Here is a 22010-nt window from a genome sequence, read left to right on the forward strand (position 1 = left end):
TTACGAGCCGTCAGATTCGTGAGCGTCTTGATCGTGAATTAAAGGCCAATATGGCTTTGCGCGTCCGCGAGACCGCTGACGATACCGTGTTCGAAGTTTCTGGCCGTGGTGAGTTGCATTTGACTATTTTGGTTGAAACCATGCGTCGTGAAGGCTATGAGATGGCAGTTTCCCGTCCGCGCGTAGTATTCCACGAAGAGAATGGCGTCAAGATGGAGCCATACGAGAACTTAACAGTTGACGTAGAAGATGCTACTCAAGGCGCTGTGATGGAAGACTTAGGTAAGCGTAAAGGGGAGTTGCAAGATATGGTGAGTGACGGAAAAGGTCGTACCCGTCTTGAGTACCGTATTCCTGCACGTGGCCTAATCGGCTTCCAAGGCGATTTCATGACCATGACTCGCGGCAATGGATTGATGAGTCATACATTTGATTGTTACGCTCCAGCTAAAGATGGCATTTTGGGCGAACGTCATAACGGCGTATTAATTAGCCAGGATGACGGTGAAGCTGTTGCTTATGCTATTTGGAAATTGCAGGATCGTGGTCGTATGTTCGTAAAACATGGTGATCCTGTTTACGAAGGTATGGTGATTGGTATTCATAGTCGTGATAACGACTTAGTTGTGAACCCGATTAAAGGTAAGCAATTAACTAACGTACGCTCTTCAGGTACTGATGAAGCAGTTCGTTTGGTAACGCCAATTGATTTGACCTTGGAATACGCGGTTGAATTTATTAGTGATGATGAGTTGGTTGAAGTAACGCCGAAAAGCGTACGGATCCGCAAGCGTTACTTGAAAGAGCATGATCGTAAGAAAGCTTCCCGCGAGTAATATCGCTGAGTTGCTTTAATCAGTCACGCTGTTTGTAAAATAAGAGTCACCTTTGGGTGGCTCTTATTCTTCCTTGATGCCCATATTCCTAAAATCTGAGTAAATTATTTATTCCATGCTGCCATCCATTGAACAACGCCTTGCCCTAGAGTTATCCGCTAAACCTGCCCAAGTAGCCGCTGCTATTGCCCTAATGGATGAAGGCGCTACGGTTCCCTTTATTGCCCGCTATCGCAAAGAAGCTACTGGCGGATTGGATGACACGCAGTTGCGCCTATTGGAAGATCGCTTGAGTTATTTGCGAGAGCTAGAAGAGCGTCGCAAGGCGATTGTTTCTTCTATTGAAGAGCAGGGAAAGATGATGCCGGAGTTACTCAAGGCCATCATGTTGGCAGAGGATAAGACGCGCCTAGAGGATCTGTACCTCCCGTATAAGGTCAAGCGACGCACCAAAGCGCAAATAGCCTTAGAGGCTGGATTAGAGCCTTTAGCAAATGACTTGCTAGCAAACCCCATGCTCGAGCCTGAGGTGGAGGCGACCAAATATATCAAAGAAGCATTTACTTCGGATCAAGGTGAAAACGCTGGTGTAGTGGATGCCAAAGCCGCACTAGAGGGAGCTCGTCAGATTTTGATGGAGCGCTTTGCTGAAGATGCTGGCCTAGTGCAATCGCTGAGAGCGTATTTGCAAGACCATGGTGTCGTAGAGTCCAAAGTGATTGCCGGTAAAGAGCAAGAGGGTGAGAAGTTTGCTGATTATTTTGATTACTCTGAGCCGATTACCGCGATTCCATCGCATCGCGCATTAGCTTTATTTAGAGGTCGTCGCGAACAGATGTTGATGGTAAATCTACGCCTCGATACCGAAGCAGAAAAGCCTAAGTGGGATGCGCCACATAATCCTTGTGAGTCCCGCATTGCGAATCAATTCAAGATTAAAAATGAAGGTCGCCCTGCAGACCATTGGCTGGGGGAGACTGTGCGTTGGACTTGGCGTATTAAATGCTCGATGCATTTGGAATCTGAGCTCATGAGTGCCTTACGTGAGCGCTCTGAGACCGAGGCGATTAATGTATTTGCTCGCAATTTGAAGGCTTTGCTCTTGGCTGCACCTGCCGGACCAAAGGTAACTATTGGCCTAGACCCAGGCATGCGAACCGGCGTGAAGGTGGCGGTAGTGGATGCCACTGGTAAGGTGGTGGATACCGAGGTGATCTACCCACATCAACCTAAGAATGATTGGGATGGCTCACTGCATACGCTGGCCAAGTTGGCAGAAAAGCATCAAGCCACCTTGATCTCAATTGGTAATGGTACGGCATCACGTGAGACTGACAAGCTGGCGCAAGATTTGATTAAGGCCAAACCAGAACTCAAACTGACTAAGATTGTGGTGTCTGAAGCTGGCGCATCGGTTTACTCTGCATCTGAGTACGCCTCAAAAGAGCTCCCTGGTATGGATGTGTCTTTGCGTGGCGCAGTTTCTATTGCCAGAAGATTGCAAGATCCATTGGCTGAGTTGGTCAAGATTGATCCGAAGTCCATTGGTGTCGGTCAGTATCAACATGATGTGATGCAGACTCAGTTAGCAAAGTCCTTGGTCGCAGTCGTAGAGGACTGCGTGAACGCGGTCGGCGTAGATGTGAACACTGCCTCAGCTCCCTTACTCGCGCGGGTCTCTGGCCTCAGCAGCGCCGTTGCTGAGGGTATCGTTTCGTATCGGGATAGTCATGGTGCTTTTCAGGCGCGCTCTGATTTACGTAGCGTGCCACGCTTGGGTGATAAGACCTTTGAGCAGGCTGCTGGTTTCCTACGCATCATGAATGGCACTGATCCTTTGGATGCTTCCGCTGTTCATCCAGAGTCCTATCCTCTGGTGGAGAAGATTCTGAAGGATATTCAGAAGGGCGTTAAAGAAGTGATTGGCGATGTGGGAATACTCAAAAGCCTCAATCCTGAAAAATATGCCGATGAAAAATTCGGAGTACCCACAGTGACCGATATTATTAAAGAATTAGAGAAACCAGGGCGTGATCCACGGCCTGAGTTCACGACCGCAACATTTAAAGATGGCGTAGAAAAAATCAGCGATCTTAAGGTCGATATGATCTTGGAAGGCGTTGTAACCAACGTTGCAGCTTTTGGTGCATTCGTGGACATTGGCGTTCATCAAGATGGTCTCGTACATATCTCCGCCTTAGCCAACACCTTTGTTAAAGATCCTCATACCGTAGTGAAGGCAGGGCAGGTCGTTAAAGTCAAAGTGCTAGAGGTGGATGAAAAGCGTAAGCGCATTGCATTGACTATGCGACTTTCTGATGAGGCTCCTAAAGCTTCAGGCGCGAAACCTGAGCAAAGAGCAAGTCGGCCAAGTGATCCAAGAGCTCCAAGATCCCCAGAGGCCAGAAGACCTCAGGAAGATCGACGTAGCGCGCCACCAGTTAATAATGCAATGGCAGCGGCATTTGGAAAAATGAAAAAGTAAAAGGACGCATTTCTTCTGATGCTGTCTTGACTCACTGATGTCTTGAAAGCATCAGAAGCTTTTCTACACCAATTGGCTCATCTTTAAGGAGCGGCAAAACGGCATAGCGCTTAGCGTAGGTATTGGCGACCAAGTCAATTTCATGTAATTCGTTTTGAGCTCGTTTTCTCAAGAGTGGGGAGCGAGGGTTTGATGCTGCAACACTGTTATTAACTACCCAGGCCCAAGGTTCAATGCCGGCTCTACGTAGGTCAGCTTGCAGGTTGGCAGCCTCTAGTACAGGGGTAGTTTCAGCAAGAGTCACTAAAAGCACTTTTGTTTGTTTGGGATCTTGCAGTTGCATCATTGGGGTAGTGAAGTGTGCATTGGTTTTGCCCATCTGACGTTCAATATCGCGATGATATGAGCCTGTAGCATCTAGCAAAAGCAATGTATGTCCTGTTGGTGCGGTATCCATTACTACAAACTTCTTGCCTGCCTCTCGTATGATTCTGGAGAAGGCTTGGAACACTGCGATTTCCTCTGTGCAAGGAGAGCGTAAATCTTCTTCTAATAACTTGCGGCCAGCATCATCTAGCTTGGCGCCTCGCGTCTCCATCACATGCTGTTTATAACGCTCAATTTCAGCATGGGGGTCTATACGACTAACGGATAAATTATCCATAGTGCCGTTGAGAGTTTCATTAATATGCGCTGCTGGGTCAGAGGTTGTCAGATGTACGGCGAGGCCACGATGGGCTAGCTCTACAGCAACTGCTGCCGCTAAAGTGGTTTTGCCTACACCACCTTTGCCCATCGTCATCACTAGGCCATGACCATCTCTAGCAATCTCATCTACCAAGATGGATAGGTTTGGAGCATTTAGCGTGATGGGCGTAAATTCAGATGCATCAGGTATTAGCGCTTGATCTTTTAGTAGTAAATGCAAAGCATCCAAACCTACCAAGTTAAATGGCTTTAATTCGATGATATCGGTTGGTAAATTTTTGAGTACCTCTGGAATAGTGCTGAGTACTTTTTGTTCTCTGGCATAAATAGCCTGTGCCAATGGGTCTTGTGCGGCCTCGCTTTGAGGTAGAACACCATTGATTACCAGATTTTGTTTAGATAGGCCAATGCCCGCTAATTCATCATGGGTACGAGCAGCTTCGCGCAAGGTAGAGGCTTGAGCTCTAGCAACTAGTATTAAACGGGTGCGCTCTGGATTGGCTAAAGCATCTACTGCCTCTTTGTATTGTGTGCGCTGTTTCTCTAGTCCAGCTAAGGGACCAAGGCAAGAGGCATCTCCTTTACCTTCTTCTAAAAACCCACTCCAAGCGCCAGGTAGTTGCAATAGGCGAATGGTATGGCCTGTAGGCGCAGTGTCGAAAATAATGTGGTCGTATTGCGCAGTCAATGCATCGTTGGTGAGGAGGGCGGTGAATTCATCAAAGGCGGCGATTTCTGTAGTGCAGGCGCCAGACAGTTGCTCTTCAATGCCCTTGACCACAGCATCCGGCAACTTACCTCGTACAGGCCCCACAATGCGATCCCTATAGAGTTGGGCAGCCGCTTGTGGATCAATCTCTAGTGCAGATAAATTAGCAATTGCCGGAATAGCAGTGATGTCATTACCAATTTTGATCCCAAACACTTGGCCCACGTTTGATGCTGGATCGGTACTCACAAGCAATACTCGCTTACCCGCTTCTGCCAACTCAATGGCGCTTGCACAGGCAATCGAAGTTTTTCCAACTCCACCTTTACCCGTGAAGAATAAAAATCGCGGAGGGTACTTTAAGAATTGCATTGACATAACCTTCAAAAATTAACAGCACTTACTTCCAGAGCAACAACTCGAGGTAGGTTTTTCTTCAGCGCCTGCTGGAGTGATCCCCGCCCAACGAGCTAACTCAGTGCGGTTGGGATAACGACCCGCTAATGCCATTTCACCATCGACTAAAATTAAGGGGAGGGCTTCTGCGCCAGAGCGCTCCAAGAATGCACTAGCAGTTTTGTTGTTTACAAAGGCCATTGGGTCGGAAGACAGGTTGAGGCGCTCAATCTTGGCACCATTTTGCTTGGCCCACTCCACATCAGCGGAGAAGGTTACTAAAGCCTGGTCAACATCAACTCCGCATACGCCAGAGCTGCAGCACATTGCTGGGTCAAACACTTGAATCGTTTTCATAAAATACTCCCTTATTGATCTGATCAGTCTCTTTGTATATTGTGGCAAAAGATCATGCGAATCATTTGACCCATGTCATGAATTTGTCATAATATTTCCATTATCATCGAAATATGAAAAATACAGAAGCCATCCAAGCTTTCCTAGCTTTAGGGCAAGAATCTCGCTTAAATGTCTATAGGCTGATTGTTCAAAAGGGCGATGAAGGTCTTATGCCATCCCAAATTCATGAGATGCTGGGGATACCAAATGCGACGTTGAGCTTTCATTTAAAAGAGCTCTACTTAGCGGGGTTAATTACGGTTGAGCGTCAGAGCCGCAATCTCATCTATCGACCTAACGCCCAGTTAGTGCAAAACCTCAGTGAATTTTTATTAGATAACTGTTGCGGTGGCCAGTCTTGCGTACCGCTTAAACCCTTCAAAAAAGCCAAATCATCATGAAAACCTATAACATCCTCTTTCTCTGCACTCATAATTCTGCACGCTCGATATTGGGTGAGGCTTTAGCATCAACACACCCTAGTGGCAAGTTTGTAGGTTATTCAGCTGGCTCTACTCCAGGCACAAGCGTCAATTCCATTGCTGCAGACATTGCGGTGGAGTTGGGAATGGACCGTGCTTTATTGAAGTCAAAGAGTTGGGATGTCTATGTAGAGCCCAATGCACCAAAGATGGATTTCATCATCACAGTTTGTGACAATGCGGCTGGTGAAGTATGCCCATTCTGGCCTGGTCAACCGGCCACTGCGCATTGGGGCTTTCCTGACCCATCGCTAGTGCAGGGGACGGATCTAGAAAAACGGACAGCCTTTAATACTGTGATGAATGGCCTCAAGAAGCGCCTTGATATCTTAGCTGCCATGCCCCTAGAGAAATTAGACTCTATGACTCTCAAAGCGATTCATACATCAATCCCAGCTCAAGCATGAATGCATTAACCAAAAAACTCTCCTTTCTTGATCGCTATCTCACGGTATGGATCTTTGCCGCTATGGCTTGTGGAATCGCCCTGGGTTTTGTATTCCCTGGCGTAGAGGGTTTAATTAATTCATTTCAGGTTGGCACCACCAATATTCCCATCGCTATTGGTCTGATATTGATGATGTATCCGCCGTTTGCCAAGGTGCGTTACGAAGATTTGCCTGATGTGTTTAAAGACAAACGCATTTTTCTGATTTCGATATTGATGAATTGGATCGTGGCGCCGGCATTAATGTTCTTTTTGGCAATCACCTTTGTGCCTGATCGGCCAGAGTATATGGCCGGCTTAATTCTGATTGGTATTGCCCCCTGCATTGCCATGGTGATTGTGTGGAATGATATTGCTAAAGGTTCAACTGAGTACGCGGCGGGTTTGGTGGCATTTAATGCCATCTTCCAAGTACTCTTTTTTAGTGTCTATGCTTATTTTTTCCTCACAGTCTTACCGCCATACTTTGGTTTAGCTGCCTCTAATGTCAGCGTGAGCATGGGGCAGATTTCGGAGAGCGTCTTTATCTACCTTGGTGTACCTTGTATTGCTGGCATTTTGACTCGAGTAGTGATGCTCAAGTTCATCTCCAAAGATCGATATCACGAGCAGTTTGTGCCCCGCATCGGCAAGCTCACCCTGATTGCTTTGCTGTTCACTATCGTGGTGATGTTTAGTTTGAAGGGTAAGCTCATTCTGAGTCTACCGATGGATGTACTAACGATTGCCATTCCGCTACTCATCTTCTTTCTCATCATGTTCCTGCTGACCTTCTTTGTAACGGGCAAGATGGGTATTGATTACAAACGTTGCTGCACTTTATCTTTCACAGCGTCTAGCAACAACTTTGAGCTTGCTATCGCCGTAGCAATTGCTGTATTCGGAATCAACTCCGGAGCCGCATTTGCAGCAGTGATTGGCCCTCTGGTTGAGGTTCCCATCATGATTGGTTTGGTAACGGTGGCTCTGTGGTTTAAAGAGCGCTATTTTGTAAAAGGGTAGGTTCTAAGCCCTATAAGGCCTTACAAGATCCTCTAAGCCAAATGCATCATTCGCATGCCTAAGGGTATCAATTGAATTCCGAAGTGCTTTTATCTCTTTACAGGATAGACTGCGTAGCTTCTTGCGATCCATGCCATAGGTATCAACTAGATAGCGCACTCTAGATAAGCAAAGTTGCAGGCGAATAATCTAGTAAATGGCAAAAATGCCTGGTGCAAATAAGAGAAGCAGAATGCTCATTTAGGGGCCCATAAAAAGGCCGTCATCAAGACGGCCTATTGTGAATGAATCTAAAGATTCAATTGGTATTACTTAATTAATAAAACAGCTTGTTTAGCAGCATTACTGACCTTTTGGGCAACAGATCCCATCAATGCATCAATAAATCCAGTTCTGCCTTTTGAGCCCATGACAATGAGGTCAAATTTCTCTTTGTTTGCCAAGGCGACAATTTCATTGGCTACGTTACCGCGCATAATGACCATGCTGTGTTTTACACCAGCAGTATCAAGAGCCTTCTGCGCAGCTTTGAGCTCTTTTTCGCTTACTTCACGAAGGTAGTCGTCAATCACGCTAGTGGCAACAAACTGTTTTACGTGACCAAGACCAATGTCGTCGTGAACGCTGATCAATGTCACCGTGCATTTGCTACGCAAATCTTTAGCTAACTTGCCAACGTACTTAGCTGCATTGAGCGAAGATTTGGAGCCGTCAACTGGTAATAATATTTTCATTTGTCCCTCTGTTTTTGTAATTAATAAACTGCATCTGCACATGACTAATTTACTATGAAAATCATGATAAATCTACGAAAAAATAGCAGATCTATATACGCTATTGCCTAGAGGGCGGATTACCTCAGGAAAGCGTCGTAGAAGGTTTTAATAATTAGAATAGTCACCAGAATAAAGAATCCCTTGCGGATAAAAGCATTCCCATGCTTGATGGCAATCTTGGTGCCGATTTGACCGCCCACCAGATTAGCGCTAGCCATGAGTAGGCCGAGCTTCCAGTCAAAATAGCCTAGGTAGAAAAAGACGCAGAGTGCTCCTAAATTAGAGGCAATATTCAGAAACTTGGCTGGTGCTGCAGAACGCAAAAAATCAAAGCCTAATACACGTGTGTAGAACAGCTTATAAAAGGCGCCAGCTCCAGGCCCCAGAAAACCATCATAAAAGCCAATAACTCCGGCGCCAGTCGAGGCAATCGCTTTTTGTTTATGGTGCTGGTGTTTAGGTGCGTGAATTAGGCCAGCGCTGGACTTTATATTAAAGATCAGGAGTGCTAGCAATAAGAATGGCAGAGCGCCTCTGAGCCATTGGGTTGGTAATTGAGTAACGAGGTATGCACCGGCTACAGAGGCGAAGAAAGCAAATGCAGAAGAAACGATCACCAGCCCCCAGGGACTTTTATTAACCCTGCTGTACTGAATGGCAGAACCAATCGTCCCCACAATCGAGCCAAACTTATTTACAGACAGTAGGGTTGCTGGTGGAAAGCCTGGCAATACTGCAAAGAGGGCGGGCACCTGAATCATTCCGCCACCTCCAATGATGGAGTCGACCAGGCCAGCAAATAAGGCGCAGGCAAGCAAGAGACTGAGGTCAAATGCGGAAAGCTCTAACATGTCAGCTTAATAGCGTTTTAAGGTAGCGGTTAATTGCCTGGTCAAGATGGTCGTGAATAGTATCTTCATCGTGTTGAAATATTTTTTCATAAATTGTTTTGGAGATGGGTATAAAAGCATCAATCACGACTGGATCAAAATGCGCGCCACACCCTTTTTCAATAATCTCTAGCGCTGTTTGATAGTTAAATGCTTCCTTATAAGGCCTTTTTGAACAAAGGGCGTCAAATACATCGGCTACAGCAAAAATTCTGGCTGGCAGAGGAATATCTTCACCCTTCAAGCCTCTTGGGTATCCCGATCCATCCCACTTTTCATGGTGGGCGCTGACCACTGGATAGGCATCCTGGAGAAGTGTTCTGCCGCGAATAATTTCTTCGCCATGTCTTACATGGGTTTTCATGATTTCCATCTCGTCAGGACTGAGCTTTGCTGGTTTGAGCAGGATGTGGTCAGGAATGCCAATTTTCCCGATGTCGTGCAAAAGGCTGCCAATGATCACGGGCGCCATCTCTGCAAAAGGTAGATTGAGTGCCTCCGCTATTCGGATGGCGCTCAAGGTCACGCGATAATTATGAATCCCCGTTTCCGCATCTCTCTTGGCCGCTGCTTCACCAAGAGATTTCATCATCTGAATATTGGACCTAAAAAGCATAATTGCTTTGAGATCCCTTTCTCTATTCAGAGCAATGATGATTGGGTAGAGAATGAGTCCGCATAGCAGGGCGGCCAAAGCTACCATGATTGATGTCTGTAAGGCAATATCTCTTAATTGAACTTCCCGCCATTGCGGGATGATGCGTAAGGTTTCTAGATAGCCAATAATCTGAATTTTTGCATCCTTATCGTTGTCATTGAGCGGAGTGATTGTGTTGATCACCCTTCTGCCGTCTGACAATTTTTGCGTATCTGAGATGGTATCTTTCAGGCCGGGCGGCCTTGGATGATGAAGCCCCATCATGGAGTGTCCGATTTCGCTAGGAGCGTCTCCGTACTGAGCGAGCTTTTGCCAATTCGCATCGTAAATCTCTGCGACATCAAAGATACCGTATCGAACCAAGCTTTTAACTGTTACAGCAGCCTCTTCTCGGAATGCATTTAGCTCGCCACTAAAGCCTCCACTCTTTTCCATCAGTTGGTGAGATGTTTGTACCGTCAACCCCTTATTTAATTCTTCGGCCGCATTAAATGCTTGTAACCAAGCGAGGTAGCCCATGGCGATGGCTAGGACAATTGATACTAGCCCTATGCGGAAAGCAATTTTTTTATTAAAGGAGAGCATGACGGTGAATTATTCACTGGGCATTAAAGGTATTTAGATGATATTCCCTCCTGCATGAATTAAAGCGTCCGATTGTCGATGAATCGCAGCATTCCTCTAAAATAAGGCTTAGTTACATAACTGGGATGCAAATTTATTGCCATCGTCATGGAGCGCATAGTATGAATGTAAATTCTGAGGGAGTTTCGGCATCGCGGGTGTTTCTGCCTTCAGGGCAGAGTCACTCAAGCCTACTGGATTTTTTCCTCAGCAGCTTTCCGCATATTGAGCCAAGCGAATGGAAGGCTCGCTTTAGTGAGGGGCTGGTAATGACTGCTGATGGCGTCCCAGTAGCCCCCAGTGACAACTATCTTCCGAATACTCACTTACTCTATTTCAGACGCTTGGCAAGAGAGCCAGGGATTCCATTTGAAGAGCAAATTCTGTATCAGGATGAACATATTCTGGTGGCAGACAAACCCCATTTTTTACCAGTCACACCAAGTGGACTTTACTTGCATCAAACTTTACTCAATCGACTCAAGAAAAAAACAGGAATTCAGAGTCTGAGCCCAATCCATCGCATCGATCGCGATACTGCTGGCTTAGTTATTTTTTCAGTGAATCCTGAGGAAAGGGCGCGGTATCAAAATCTCTTTCGGGATCGAGTTGTCCAAAAAGTCTACGAAGCCATTGCGCCCTATTCAGAGGATCTCATCGGTAGATTGCCAATGACTTATCGCAGTAGGCTAGAGGAGTCCGAACACTTTCTGCAAATGCAAGAAGTGGAGGGTGAGGCAAATACTGATACCAGTATTGAATTGATTGAAGTAACAAAACCCTGGGCTAAATATCGCTTAACTCCAGGCAGTGGAAAAAAGCATCAACTGCGATGCCACCTCAATAGCTTGGGAGTTCCGATAAAACATGACCAGATCTACCCAGTCCTCACACCATATCAAGAATATGATTTAGACTTTTCTAAACCCTTACAGTTGTTGGCTAAGGAAGTTGCATTCCTAGACCCTGTCACTGGTAATGCGCGTCATTTCATTAGCAATCAAGCGTTAAGCATCTGATTTTTCGAAAGTTAACCACCTTAAGAATTAATGATAATGCTCGGATAATGACTATAAAAAATTAGAGCCATATTTGTAGCGAGAGTATCTGTTGACTATTCCACTGATAAAGAAATTCCACCTATGCGCCTAAGATTTCTATACAGTAGACTAATGTTGTAAACCACGAATTTATTGGAAAATACAAATGAGCAAAGTAACTTTAGGGCCAGACGGTCTTCCAGGACATGATTATTTTATGGATGCGGTCAATCATATTGATGAGGCTGTAGCCAGTAATACGATTGCTGCTAGTGCTGCCAAAGGCTTGGTATATAGCTTGGTAGAGACATTGGGCGCCATGGTTGGCGACCCTGATTTGCCAAGTCACCTTAAGTCGGGCTACATGGGTGCTTTAGATCTTGCGGTGGAATTAGAGGCAAAGCTCACAAAGTAAGCGTTAAATACTCAGGGCAATTCTAGTAAGGGTAACTTCGGTCGCCCCCATGATGGATGGGGCAACACCTCCTTTTAAATCATATAAAATATACTTCTTTGTATTTTTTATTTAATTTTGGGGCAAAAAAGGGAGCAATTCTCTGATGGCTCATCATTCTCAAATAATTACCTATCGGTAATTATTTCTTGCAAATCTCTGAAAATCACTTAAGATATTACCTATCGGTAACTTTTGGGATAGATGATGGCCAATATTAAAAATCAAGCGGATCTCTCTATCAAGATTGGGTCTGCGAAAGACTTGGGGCTATTCATTCAGCAATTTCGCTCATCCCAGAAAATCACTCAGGCAGATATTTCGGGCCTAGCCAATACAGGTAATCGATTCATTGTTGAGCTTGAAAATGGCAAAGAAACAGTCCAGCTTAAAAAAGTGCTCGATGTTTTAAATACCCTTGGATTGGAAATGATTATCCAAAGGAAAGGTGGCAATTGATGGCTGATATCAAAAAGCTTGATGTATATCGAGGTGATGATTTAGTGGGTCAGTTACTTGATGAGCCAGAGCTTAAATTTATATACGCTCAATCTTGGTTATATGGTCAAGGTAAACCCATCTCACCGACACTGAATTTTTCTGAGAAGGAATTTAGCGGTCTACCTGTGGAGTCCTATTTTGAGAATCTTCTTCCAGAGGCCGGAATTCGTGAGTTATTGAAGCTGAAATATCAGGTGACGAGCACCTTTGGATTGCTTGGGGTTATCGGTGGTGATACTGCGAGTGACTTAACAATACTGCCTGAAGGTGAGAGGCCGAATAAGCCAGAGTATCAAGCTATAAATTGGGATGAAGTGGCTTTAAGTTTTAAATCGTCATCAGGCCCAGTCCAGGCCGCCCAGCAAGAAAAGGGCATGCGCATCTCATTGGCAGGCGCTCAAAAGAAGCTTGGAATTGTGTTGGATGCCCAAGGCAATATCTCTTTGCCATTGGGTAGTGCGCCATCAACCTATATTGTCAAACCTGATATTGCAGGAATAGAGGGTGTCTGGGCGTCTGCCGTCAATGAAACTTTTGTAATGAAGCTAGCCAACCGCCTTGGTTTAGATGTTGCGCCGGTTATATATCAGCCTACTGCGAAGTCTTGCATTATTAAGCGCTATGATCGCGTTATAAATAATGCGGATGACATACAAAAAATTCATCAAATGGACCTTTGCCAGCTTGATCAAAAACCCTCGACGGTAAAGTATGAGACTGATGGGGGTCCTAGCTTGTTAAGGTGCTATGAGTTATTAAAAGAGGGCGGGGTGCCTGCATCGGATATCAAACGCTTTTTACAATGGATCTTTTTTAATTTATTCGTTGGAAATAACGATAGCCATGCAAAGAACTTATCGATTTATTTTCTACCTGGCTTAGGTGCACGGCTAACCCCCTTTTATGATCTTCTAAGCACCTCCATCTACCCGGGTCTATCGAATCAGTTCGCTTTCAAAATTGGAGGGGAGAATAAACCCTCTCATATTGGAAGAGCTGAGCTTTGTTTAATGGCGAAAGAGCTGGGCTTTAAAGAGCGGTATGTTTTGAAAATTGGCCAAGAGTTATCCGAAGATTTGCAGTCGCAGATTGGAGCAATTTCAGTAGAAATGAATTTAGCGACACCGGTGGGTACTGAGAAAACGATGGTAGAGAGATTGAGTCAGCATATTTCTAGCAATACCAGTCAATTACAAAAGCGTTTTTTTCAGTAGCTTGTGGGTAATGGGTGTCATATTATTGGCTCCCTATATAAATAGAGGGCAGTCTCTTATATAGCTAAAAACGGTCGTTCAGGCGAAATTGACGACCGGCCGAGTCCGGCCAAAAGGGGGCATTAGAGCGGAGGATTAAAAATCTCTGTGTCTGTGTCGTCATTTACTATGACAAATCTTGCTGCTCACAATGTATATGCGATTGATACATTGGTGAATGTATATTGATCGTATGACGAATAGAAAATCTTCGAAAAGCCCAATCTTGCTTGAGGCAATGAGTATTTTTTTGGGAATGATTGCCATAACGGCCCTATCTCATGTAGTTGATGAGTATCTTGGTTTGGCCGGGGTTTCATTTCTGTATTTGATTCTCGTCATATGGGTTTCCTATAAGAGTCAATTGGTAGCATCTATCTTTGTAGCAATAGGCTCCTTCCTCCTAATTAACTTCTTTTATGTAGAGCCGAGATACACATTTGTTATCGGGAGCATTGAGTCGTGGAGCGCATTGCTAGGATTTCTACTGGTATCCATTGCGATCACATCTTTAGTACATCAGCTAAGAAGACAAAAAGACATTGCCGAAAAAGAAACCTTTAAAGCCAATCTATTGCGATCGATCATTGAAATATTTTCAGTAGAAGCTGACTCCGTAGTTTCCTTAAAAAAGTCTTGTCTTTTATTAAAGAGTGAGTTGGGTTGCGATGTTGCAATCTTGAAGTTAGATCCGACCACCAAAGAGAGCATTGAATTAGCAAGCTCTAAGTCTGGTGAGGTAAAGCTCGACTCCTGGTATCTCTCCCACGCAATTGAGTATGGGGCTATGCTGGGACCACATACGGGGACTTTAGAGTCCTTGGATTATTGGTGTATTCCATTCGGAAGGTATTACAAAAGTCATGAGCTTCCAGCCTTAGTAATTGAAAGGGCTCATGAGGAAAATATTGAGGTGAGCCTGATAAGAGCGATAGCTGATCAACTATCTGTCCATTATCAAAAAAGAATGGCAGAAATTAAAGCTAAAGATGCCGGAGAATTAGCGCATCGAGAATCCATTCAAAATGCTTTTCTATCGTCTATATCGCACGATATGAGAACTCCATTAACAACTATTATTGGTGCTAGCTCATCACTTTTGAAGCAAAGTGATCAACTGGGTGCGGCGGAGTCCAAAAAGCTGTTGGAGCTCATTCATTCCGAATCTGTATACCTGAATGATTCGACAGAAAACATACTGTCTTTAGTTAAGCTTGGCATGTCTGATAGCAACCAAGTTAGGATGGATTGGCAGTCGCCTGAAGAAATTATTGGGGCAGTCATATCGAGATATAACAATAGAGAGGTAAAGCCCTCATTGGCATTGGTAATGGAGGCAAAAGATGAGCTCATCTATGGCGATCAAGCCTTAATCGTATTGGCATTAACCAATTTAATTGAGAACGCAGTTAAAGCACACTTAGGCAGAAAACCAATACAGATATTGGTAGACAGGGTCGATGACGAAATTCGGATTGGCGTAATCGATGAGGGCGCTGGGTTTCCTAAAGATTTTGATGAGGGGTTGGCTGGACAGCAACAGTCGTATCAGCGCACTAAAAAAGGTTTTGGATTGGGCTTGTCTATAGTTAGGGCGGTGATGGATAGGCACAAGGGGCGCTTAATCGTCGAGTCCTCACTGGGAAGTGATGAGAAGACATATGTGGGTATGGCCTTTCCATATAAGGCGAGCTCATGATCTCAGATTACATATTAGTGGTTGAGGATGATACGCAAATTGCCCATTTTTTAATAGCGAGTCTGAGTGCCGCAAAGCATCAGCCTAGGTTAGCTAAAACCCTTGAAGAGGCAAATAAATGCTTGGCAGAAAATACGCCAAAGTTAATGATTCTCGATTTAGGATTGCCAGATGGTGATGGAAAAGATTTAATTCGGCAGGTAAGAAAGCGATATGATTTTCCGATTATTGTCCTGTCAGCAAGGCAAGAGGAGCAGGAAAAGATTGTTGCCCTAAATGAAGGCGCAGATGATTATTTATCCAAACCTTTTAATGTTGAAGAGTTATTAGCAAGAATCAATGTTTGCCTAAGGCGGACTCAAAAGATGTCTATGCGTGATCAGTGCTATCAATACAAAGATTTGCTAATTGATGTCTCTGCCGGGCTTGTAAAGCTCGAGGGTAATGAAATTCATCTAAGCCCTATAGAACATAAGTTGCTGATGTTTTTAGCTACAAGGCCAGGAAAAATCTTTACTCAGCGTCAATTGCTTTCAGAAATTTGGGGCTCTGAATATGTGGATGACACCCATTACCTCAGAATTCATATGGGTAGATTAAGAGCCAAAATAGAAAAAGTATCTGCAGAACCCGAATACCTGTTAACCGAGCTTGGGATTGGCTATCGCCTGGCAATCTCGTAGTTGTTTATGCGATTGATACATCGCGCATGATCTGATGGGGTGTTCAAACCAACGAGTAAGACCATGTCCATTAGTAATCCAGAGTATTCAAAGTCAAACATTCTTCGTCCAATAGAGATTAAGGGCAACAACCATGCCAAAGGCAGTTTGCCCGCTCTAACGCTTGCGGCAATTGGCGTAGTGTTTGGCGATATTGGGACTAGCCCCCTGTATGCACTTAAAGAGTGCTTTAGTCCGGAACACGGTATTCCATTCTCGCCTGATGCAGTGTTTGGGGTGATATCCATGGTCTTTTGGGCGTTTTTAATTGTGGTGTCTCTTAAATATGTGCTGTTTGTGATGCGGGCAAACAATCATGGAGAGGGTGGCATCCTAGCTTTAATGGCGCTGGCACTCAGAACTGCCCCAGCGAACTCTAAGAGAGCATTAATGATCATGATGCTGGGGGTATTTGGCGCCTGTATGTTTTATGGGGACGCCGTAATTACCCCTGCTATTTCAGTCCTATCGGCTGTAGAGGGCTTGGAGATCGTTTCACCACAATTTTCAAAATATGTCATTCCCATTACGCTCGCCATCCTTATTGCCTTATTTTTAATTCAGAAAAAAGGAACTGCTTTAGTTGGTTTTTTATTCGGGCCAATTATGGTGGCTTGGTTCTTGGTTCTTGGCCTAATGGGCGCATACAACATTATCGATAACCCCAATATTTTGCTTGCGGCCAATCCGATGTTTGCTGTTAACTTTTTAGTTGAGCATTCCATACAAGCTTTCATAGTGTTGGGAGCCGTATTTCTGGTGTTAACAGGTGCAGAAGCGCTTTACGCTGATATGGGACATTTTGGTATTAGACCTATTCAATACGCATGGTTTTTATTAACGATGCCTTGCTTGCTAATAAATTATTTTGGCCAGGGAGCCATGCTCTTATCTAATCCAGAGGCGATATCAAACCCATTCTTTCTCATGGTTCCAGAGGCCTATACGCTGGGCTTAGTGATCCTGGCAACAATGGCTACCGTTATTGCTTCACAGGCAGTTATTTCTGGAGCGTATTCCATGACTAGTCAGGCCATCTTATTGGGATTTGTCCCCCGCATGAAGATTACCTATACATCCGATAAAGAAGTTGGACAAATTTATATGCCCACAATTAATTGGATGTTGTTGGCCTTGGTCATTGCTGTGGTGTTGGCCTTTAAGCAATCTAGTAATTTAGCCGCTGCTTATGGAATTGCTGTAACAACTACTATGGTAATCACCACATTGCTGGCAGCCGTTGTAATGAAGGCTGTATGGAAATGGAATTCAATATTAGTAGCAACCGTTATTGGCGCCTTTCTTTTGGTCGATATTGCCTTCTTTGCCGCTAATGCGCTAAAAATAGCTGAGGGTGGTTGGTTCCCATTATTGCTCGGCGCGTTGTGCTTCCTTTTATTGATTACTTGGTACAAGGGCAGAATGCTTTTGCGTCAAAAGGCAATCGATGGGGGCATTCCACTTGAGGCATTTATCAAGTCTTTATTAGTTAGTGAGCCAATCCGAGTAAATGGCACAGCAGTATTCCTGACCGCGCATGTTGACTATGTGCCTGTCGCAATGCTTCACAACCTTAAGCACAATCAAGTTCTTCACAAAAGGGTAATTTTTCTCAAAATGAGTATTTGGGATGTTCCTTATGTTGAAGACAAGGATCGCATCAATCTGAAAGAGATGGGTGGCGGAGTCTATTTGGTTAGGGCAATATACGGGTTTAAAGAAACGCCAGACATCAATCAGATTATGGGATTGCTGGCGACTCAATATGACATTAAATGTGAGCCTATGGAAACTTCTTTTTTCTTAGCTCGCGATACAGTGGTTCCTTCAGCAATTCCAGGCATGGCCTTATGGAGAGAAAAATTATTTGCTTGGATGTATCAAAATGCCGCTAAGCCATCAGACTTCTTTTCAATACCAACCAATAGAGTTGTTGAGTTAGGGGCCAAGGTGGAGATATGAGCATCCAAAATACCCTTTAAGAGGACGGTCGATAGCTAGGACTAAGAATCCGCAGTCTTAGTCAAGTTCGCCTAAAGTTACGAATAGGCATTATGGGCTACCAGAACTACCTTCGGGCGGGCTTCCTTTGCCTGCGGACGACTGCTTTGGGTCGGACTCGGCCAGCGGAACTAGCTTATCTATAGTCTGCTTAACAACTAATAGCGGCCTAATAGGTTGGGTTAAACAAGCGTAAAGCTCCAATAACCCAATGGTGATAATAAGGTTTATCACCATTAAAGTTGATGAAAATTCACTTGGGGGCAACTTCTTTGCCCATGTTTTTATTATTAAATTGCCGCGATGATCATATCTATTTTCAGCCGCCAAGCTTAAGCATTTCGCTTATCGGGCAGATTGCTGTTAATTCAAGAAAAAATCCCCAGGGCAAAAGGGACTTAAATTCGCAGTATTTGGATATTAGTTGTAGTTAATGGAACGCGGAACGCTTGGAACGCGACTTTACCTTCTCTGGGAAGTATTTTTTATTTTTGACTGATGACCTTAAGTTGACGTTCCAAGCGTTCCGCGTTCCAGAACTAGATTGGAATAGAGCCGGCCTTTTCAATGGCATCTAGGATCACGTCCTTGGCGGATTTGCACCCTCGCTTTTCCGCTTCATTCCTTAACTCGCCTGAGCTTGAGCTGATCCACTTGTCATGGTTTCTGATAATCCTGCAACGATGCTTGTTGCCGAAGACTCTCAATGAGGTCGGGTAAGAGATCATGCCAACTTGATCACATATGGGTCTGACTGATTTATCTGCTGAGGTTGTAGTCAGGATTTCGTAAATATCATCCAAAATAATTACATCAAAAGGCCAAAACTTAACAATTTCTTCTGCTAGTTTTTGGGACTCCGATTTTGATTCTTCAATCATTCGTTTCTTGGATTCACTTAATTCGGGCCTTGCGCCAGGATTAAATCCTTGAATATTTCGCGTCTTAAGAAGATTTGCGACCGAGGCTACCTCTTATTTGCCCCGCCATCGCCATTCCTTTAGTGGTTGCATTTTAGAGCGATAAGGGCTACAAAAATTACTTAACCAAGGGAAATCCAGTTCTTTGGTTTCTCCTCATGCAGATTTTTTGAAACCATATTCATATATCGCTGCATAGAGCGCAGATCTTTGTGACCGCTATTTACTTGAATCTTAGGTATGGTCCATCCATATTCAACCATGCGGGAACAAAACTCATGGCGCAGATCGTGAAAATGCAAGTCTTCAATTCCAAGCCTGCGAACCGCCCTTGGGAAGACGCTAGAGACAGTATCTCCAGAGTAAGGGAAGACTAGCTCGGGATGCTTTCCTTTTTGCGCCATCAAAATTTCGAAAGTGTCATATCCGGTTTGCCAGATCAGGGCAATTTCATTATCTTTCCCCACTTTTTGTCTGGGATCTTTTCGATCTCTAATCCAAATAGTTTTATTGACTTCATTGAGCTCTTTCCACTCGAGCCTCAGAATCTCGCCTAGGCGAAGCCCAGTTCCTACGGCAAAACGAATCAATACACCAAGAGGAATATTTCGCTCGGGTCTGATAACCTCAAAATAATTAATCAAGCGATCAAGCTCATCTTGAGATGGCCTTCTGGATCGTTCAACTCCATCATGAATCAAATAATTCATCTCAAGCGCTCTTCGAGATTCAGTGATGAGGTTTTCGTTAACGGCGTATTGCTCTGCCTTTGCCCATTTCAGAACGGTACCGATATAACTAAATTCAGCATTCATCGTGCTGCCACCAGCTCCCGGCAGTTCTTTTACCGTCCCATTCTTTAGGGTTTTAAATTTTGGCAGATGCCTTTCTTTTCCGTGACGAATGAGATCTTGGGTGCTCAGACTATCAATACGTTTTTTAGCTAACTTGGTATCTTTGATTAGCTTATAGGCGCCAAGCTTTGAGCGTCTAAAGTTGTGCCCAAGTTCTTTGAGGTAAAGGTCAATCAGGTCGGCAAGGGTGAGCTCACCATTTTTATTTTGATTGAAGGTTCCCTGTAAAATCTCCGCAAGCGTTATCTTCTTATAGGATTCTGCTTGCTTTCGTGTTTTGAAGGATTTTGAGATTTTGAAAGTCTCCCCTGTGAAGGGGCAACGTTGCCTAATGCGAACTTTAAAGGTCGATCCTTTGACGCCATTTAGCTCTGTAATGAAATCATTTTGCTTTTCCATGACTCTCATTTTAAATGGATTTGGGGCAAAAAAGGGAGCATGAGTTGGGGATTTAGGGCAAATTAAGACCAAAAACTATGAATAACAACGAATTGAACCCCAATAAAATCAATGAGATAGAGAAAATAAGCCCTAAGAGGCTTGCCGTGGCACCCATGATGGAGTGGACAGACCGTCACTGCCGATCCTTTCATCGCACCCTGACTAAAGAAGCAGTGCTCTATACCGAGATGGTCACTACGGGTGCGCTCATACATGGGGATGTGCCACGCCATTTGGATTACTCGCAAGATCAGCATCCAGTCGTTCTTCAATTGGGCGGGTCTGAGCCTTCTGATTTGGCTAAAGCCGCAGAGTTAGCTCAGCAGTGGGGTTACGACGAGATTGATCTTAATTGTGGTTGCCCTTCAGAGCGAGTACAACGTGGTGCTTTTGGCGCTTGCCTGATGGCCGAACCTCAGTTGGTAGCTGATTGTGTCAAGGCCATGAAGAATACGGTGGACATTCCGATTTCTGTAAAGCATCGCCTTGGACTAGATTTCATGGATGCTGCCAATTCAAAAGCAGATTATCAATTTGCCCTGAATTTTATATTAGCAGTCGCAGATGCAGGCGCAAGCCAGGTTACCATTCATGCGCGTAATGCAGTACTCAAAGGCTTATCTCCCAAGGAGAATAGAAGTAAGCCACCCTTGCGTTATGAGGTAGCTGCACAACTGCGTCTTGATGCGCAAAAGCAATTTCCCCATCTCCAAGTTTTACTCAATGGGGGTTTAGAGAGTAATGATCAAATCGCGGGCCACTGGAATGACTTTGATGGCTTTATGGTGGGTAGGGCGGCTTATCATTTTCCAGCGATGTTGCTCCTCGGTTGGGATGACCTGATTCATACGGATGGCGAAGCGGCTGGCTACCTCTTTAGCGAAACGGAATGGCACCGCATCCAGATTGCTTTAGTAATACAAGTACAAGACTGGTATGAGGAATGTCGCGCTAAAGAGAAACCCTTCTATATAGGCGCATTCAGTAGGCATATCTTAGGCTTAGCCCATGGCAGAGCAGGTTCTCGCTATTGGCGTCAACGACTATCTGATCACCATGCCTTGGCTAAAGTACAGAGCAGGGCCGCCATTGCAGACTTTTTCCTAGATGCCTCGCTTGCTCTAGGAGACTGGGCTGCATTTGAGTTGGAGCAAGTTTAACCCCCTAATCTAAGCCTTTTTTGACAGGTTTTGGGCACAAAAGCTATAATCTTGGATCTACGATGGCGGACGTAGCTCAGTTGGTAGAGTCCCAGATTGTGATTCTGGTTGTCGCGGGTTCGAGCCCCGTCGTTCGCCCCATTTAACATAAGCATTTTCAGTCTTGAATTCAACTGATCGATGCAACACACTACAAACTGCGTAAGCAAAAGGAGTGTTGCTCATGAAACAACGACCTCGAATCTATTACACCGCCACTCAAAGAGAGTTGATGTGGGATCGCTGGCAAAAAGGCGATAACCTTCATCAGATAGCGCAGTTATTTGATCGCCATCACCCCTCTATACAGCGTATTTTGATGCAGACGGGCGGCATCAGACCACCATCAAGATCTCGATCAGTTTTAGCGTTAACTTTGGCTGAGCGAGAAGAAATCTCCCGTGGCCTGGCAACTGGGCAATCACTTCGCTCTATCGCACAGCTTTTAGGCAGGTCGCCTTCTACGGTTAGTCGCGAAGTAAAACGCAATGGCGGTATTAAAGACTACCGATC

Annotated in this window: 21 protein-coding genes and 1 tRNA gene; 15 read left to right on the forward strand and 7 right to left on the reverse strand. The window is 44.7% G+C overall.

Features of this window, described 5'->3' with window-relative positions; genetic code table 11:
* Both CBI30_RS10430 and CBI30_RS10435 read left to right on the forward strand, forming a co-directional pair.
* Positions 1-836 (forward strand): large ribosomal subunit assembly factor BipA (locus CBI30_RS10430; RefSeq protein ID WP_476704259.1); only part of this gene is annotated, 836 nt, incomplete at its 5' end.
* A 115-nt stretch (positions 837-951) separates the two neighbouring features.
* Positions 952-3321, forward strand: coding sequence for a Tex family protein (locus tag CBI30_RS10435; protein WP_088528235.1), 2370 nt, complete (start codon positions 952-954; stop codon positions 3319-3321).
* Between the two features lie 31 nt (positions 3322-3352).
* On the opposite strand, the gene arsA is transcribed toward CBI30_RS10435, so the two are convergent.
* Together arsA and arsD are read right to left on the reverse strand one after the other, a co-directional pair.
* On the reverse strand, positions 3353-5110 hold the full coding sequence (gene arsA, locus CBI30_RS10440) for an arsenical pump-driving ATPase (protein ID WP_088528254.1): 1758 nt from the start codon (positions 5108-5110) through the stop codon (positions 3353-3355).
* An 18-nt stretch (positions 5111-5128) separates the two neighbouring features.
* Positions 5129-5491, reverse strand: coding sequence for an arsenite efflux transporter metallochaperone ArsD (arsD, locus tag CBI30_RS10445; protein WP_088528236.1), 363 nt, complete (start codon positions 5489-5491; stop codon positions 5129-5131).
* A gap of 113 nt (positions 5492-5604) precedes the next feature.
* Here arsD and CBI30_RS10450 point away from each other — a divergent pair, with 113 nt between their 5' ends.
* Genes CBI30_RS10450 through arsB form a run of 3 tightly spaced genes read left to right on the forward strand, consistent with a single transcriptional unit; the run spans position 5605 to position 7465 of the window.
* Complete coding sequence (locus CBI30_RS10450) at positions 5605-5934, forward strand: ArsR/SmtB family transcription factor (RefSeq protein WP_088528237.1); 330 nt, start codon at positions 5605-5607, stop codon at positions 5932-5934.
* Positions 5931-6422 carry an arsenate reductase ArsC gene (locus CBI30_RS10455; RefSeq protein WP_088528238.1) on the forward strand — a complete coding sequence of 164 codons (492 nt, stop codon included), beginning with the start codon at positions 5931-5933 and terminating at the stop codon, positions 6420-6422. The genes CBI30_RS10450 and CBI30_RS10455 overlap by 4 nt, the downstream gene beginning before the upstream one ends.
* Positions 6419-7465, forward strand: coding sequence for an ACR3 family arsenite efflux transporter (gene arsB / locus CBI30_RS10460; protein WP_088528239.1), 1047 nt, complete (start codon positions 6419-6421; stop codon positions 7463-7465). Before CBI30_RS10455 ends, arsB begins: the two co-directional genes overlap by 4 nt.
* 308 nt (positions 7466-7773) lie before the next feature.
* On the opposite strand, the gene CBI30_RS10465 is transcribed toward arsB, so the two are convergent.
* From CBI30_RS10465 to CBI30_RS10475, 3 genes are all read right to left on the reverse strand, one after another.
* A complete protein-coding gene (locus CBI30_RS10465) occupies positions 7774-8199 on the reverse strand; it encodes a universal stress protein (protein ID WP_088528240.1) in 426 nt (141 codons plus the stop codon).
* Positions 8200-8318: 119 nt separating this feature from the next.
* Positions 8319-9092 (reverse strand): sulfite exporter TauE/SafE family protein, encoded by a 774-nt coding sequence (locus CBI30_RS10470; protein ID WP_088528241.1) that lies wholly within the window; start codon positions 9090-9092, stop codon positions 8319-8321.
* A 1-nt stretch (position 9093) separates the two neighbouring features.
* On the reverse strand, positions 9094-10374 hold the full coding sequence (locus tag CBI30_RS10475; RefSeq protein ID WP_088528242.1) for an HD-GYP domain-containing protein: 1281 nt from the start codon (positions 10372-10374) through the stop codon (positions 9094-9096).
* Positions 10375-10535: 161 nt separating this feature from the next.
* Between CBI30_RS10475 and CBI30_RS10480 the strand changes: the two genes are divergently transcribed.
* From CBI30_RS10480 to CBI30_RS10510, 7 genes are all read left to right on the forward strand, one after another.
* Positions 10536-11432, forward strand: a complete 897-nt coding sequence (locus CBI30_RS10480; protein WP_088528243.1) for a pseudouridine synthase — start codon at positions 10536-10538, stop codon at positions 11430-11432.
* A gap of 187 nt (positions 11433-11619) precedes the next feature.
* Positions 11620-11868 (forward strand): hypothetical protein, encoded by a 249-nt coding sequence (locus tag CBI30_RS10485; protein WP_088528244.1) that lies wholly within the window; start codon positions 11620-11622, stop codon positions 11866-11868.
* Between the two features lie 246 nt (positions 11869-12114).
* Positions 12115-12366, forward strand: coding sequence for a helix-turn-helix domain-containing protein (locus tag CBI30_RS10490; protein WP_240553577.1), 252 nt, complete (start codon positions 12115-12117; stop codon positions 12364-12366).
* Positions 12366-13622: a type II toxin-antitoxin system HipA family toxin gene (locus CBI30_RS10495; protein WP_088528246.1), complete on the forward strand. Its 1257-nt coding sequence runs from the start codon at positions 12366-12368 to the stop codon at positions 13620-13622. Before CBI30_RS10490 ends, CBI30_RS10495 begins: the two co-directional genes overlap by 1 nt.
* 232 nt (positions 13623-13854) lie before the next feature.
* The gene (locus tag CBI30_RS10500) at positions 13855-15360 is read left to right on the forward strand and encodes a DUF4118 domain-containing protein (RefSeq protein WP_161492293.1); all 1506 of its coding nucleotides are present in this window, start codon (positions 13855-13857) and stop codon (positions 15358-15360) included.
* On the forward strand, positions 15357-16043 hold the full coding sequence (locus CBI30_RS10505) for a response regulator (RefSeq protein WP_088528248.1): 687 nt from the start codon (positions 15357-15359) through the stop codon (positions 16041-16043). The genes CBI30_RS10500 and CBI30_RS10505 overlap by 4 nt, the downstream gene beginning before the upstream one ends.
* Before the next feature lie 99 nt (positions 16044-16142).
* Positions 16143-18044, forward strand: coding sequence for a potassium transporter Kup (locus CBI30_RS10510; protein WP_420812051.1), 1902 nt, complete (start codon positions 16143-16145; stop codon positions 18042-18044).
* Positions 18045-18622: 578 nt separating this feature from the next.
* Here the strand turns inward: CBI30_RS10510 and CBI30_RS10520 are convergent.
* Positions 18623-18964 carry a hypothetical protein gene (locus tag CBI30_RS10520; protein ID WP_088528251.1) on the reverse strand — a complete coding sequence of 114 codons (342 nt, stop codon included), beginning with the start codon at positions 18962-18964 and terminating at the stop codon, positions 18623-18625.
* Between the two features lie 161 nt (positions 18965-19125).
* Positions 19126-20256: a site-specific integrase gene (locus CBI30_RS10525; protein ID WP_161492294.1), complete on the reverse strand. Its 1131-nt coding sequence runs from the start codon at positions 20254-20256 to the stop codon at positions 19126-19128.
* 77 nt (positions 20257-20333) lie between these two features.
* Here CBI30_RS10525 and dusA point away from each other — a divergent pair, with 77 nt between their 5' ends.
* The 3 genes from dusA to CBI30_RS10540 all read left to right on the forward strand — a co-directional run.
* Entirely contained in the window at positions 20334-21458 is a 1125-nt protein-coding gene (gene dusA, locus CBI30_RS10530) for a tRNA dihydrouridine(20/20a) synthase DusA (protein WP_088528253.1), read from the forward strand.
* A 65-nt stretch (positions 21459-21523) separates the two neighbouring features.
* Positions 21524-21599: transfer RNA gene (locus CBI30_RS10535), tRNA-His, on the forward strand.
* Positions 21600-21681: 82 nt separating this feature from the next.
* A partial coding sequence (locus tag CBI30_RS10540; RefSeq protein WP_143744393.1) for a helix-turn-helix domain-containing protein occupies positions 21682-22010 on the forward strand: 329 nt, incomplete at its 3' end.

Source organism: Polynucleobacter aenigmaticus (assembly GCF_002206635.1).
GTDB classification, from domain to species: Bacteria; Pseudomonadota; Gammaproteobacteria; order Burkholderiales; family Burkholderiaceae; genus Polynucleobacter; species Polynucleobacter aenigmaticus.

Coding starts and splice junctions, on each gene's coding strand:
- CBI30_RS10435 (WP_088528235.1), top strand. CDS start 952: ATGCTGCCATCCATTGAACAACGCCTTGCCCTAGAGTTATCCGCTAAA.
- arsA (WP_088528254.1), bottom strand. CDS start 5,110: ATGCAATTCTTAAAGTACCCTCCGCGATTTTTATTCTTCACGGGTAAA.
- arsD (WP_088528236.1), bottom strand. CDS start 5,491: ATGAAAACGATTCAAGTGTTTGACCCAGCAATGTGCTGCAGCTCTGGC.
- CBI30_RS10450 (WP_088528237.1), top strand. CDS start 5,605: ATGAAAAATACAGAAGCCATCCAAGCTTTCCTAGCTTTAGGGCAAGAA.
- CBI30_RS10455 (WP_088528238.1), top strand. CDS start 5,931: ATGAAAACCTATAACATCCTCTTTCTCTGCACTCATAATTCTGCACGC.
- arsB (WP_088528239.1), top strand. CDS start 6,419: ATGAATGCATTAACCAAAAAACTCTCCTTTCTTGATCGCTATCTCACG.
- CBI30_RS10465 (WP_088528240.1), bottom strand. CDS start 8,199: ATGAAAATATTATTACCAGTTGACGGCTCCAAATCTTCGCTCAATGCA.
- CBI30_RS10470 (WP_088528241.1), bottom strand. CDS start 9,092: ATGTTAGAGCTTTCCGCATTTGACCTCAGTCTCTTGCTTGCCTGCGCC.
- CBI30_RS10475 (WP_088528242.1), bottom strand. CDS start 10,374: ATGCTCTCCTTTAATAAAAAAATTGCTTTCCGCATAGGGCTAGTATCA.
- CBI30_RS10480 (WP_088528243.1), top strand. CDS start 10,536: ATGAATGTAAATTCTGAGGGAGTTTCGGCATCGCGGGTGTTTCTGCCT.
- CBI30_RS10485 (WP_088528244.1), top strand. CDS start 11,620: ATGAGCAAAGTAACTTTAGGGCCAGACGGTCTTCCAGGACATGATTAT.
- CBI30_RS10490 (WP_240553577.1), top strand. CDS start 12,115: ATGGCCAATATTAAAAATCAAGCGGATCTCTCTATCAAGATTGGGTCT.
- CBI30_RS10495 (WP_088528246.1), top strand. CDS start 12,366: ATGGCTGATATCAAAAAGCTTGATGTATATCGAGGTGATGATTTAGTG.
- CBI30_RS10500 (WP_161492293.1), top strand. CDS start 13,855: ATGACGAATAGAAAATCTTCGAAAAGCCCAATCTTGCTTGAGGCAATG.
- CBI30_RS10505 (WP_088528248.1), top strand. CDS start 15,357: ATGATCTCAGATTACATATTAGTGGTTGAGGATGATACGCAAATTGCC.
- CBI30_RS10520 (WP_088528251.1), bottom strand. CDS start 18,964: ATGATTGAAGAATCAAAATCGGAGTCCCAAAAACTAGCAGAAGAAATT.
- CBI30_RS10525 (WP_161492294.1), bottom strand. CDS start 20,256: ATGGAAAAGCAAAATGATTTCATTACAGAGCTAAATGGCGTCAAAGGA.
- dusA (WP_088528253.1), top strand. CDS start 20,334: ATGAATAACAACGAATTGAACCCCAATAAAATCAATGAGATAGAGAAA.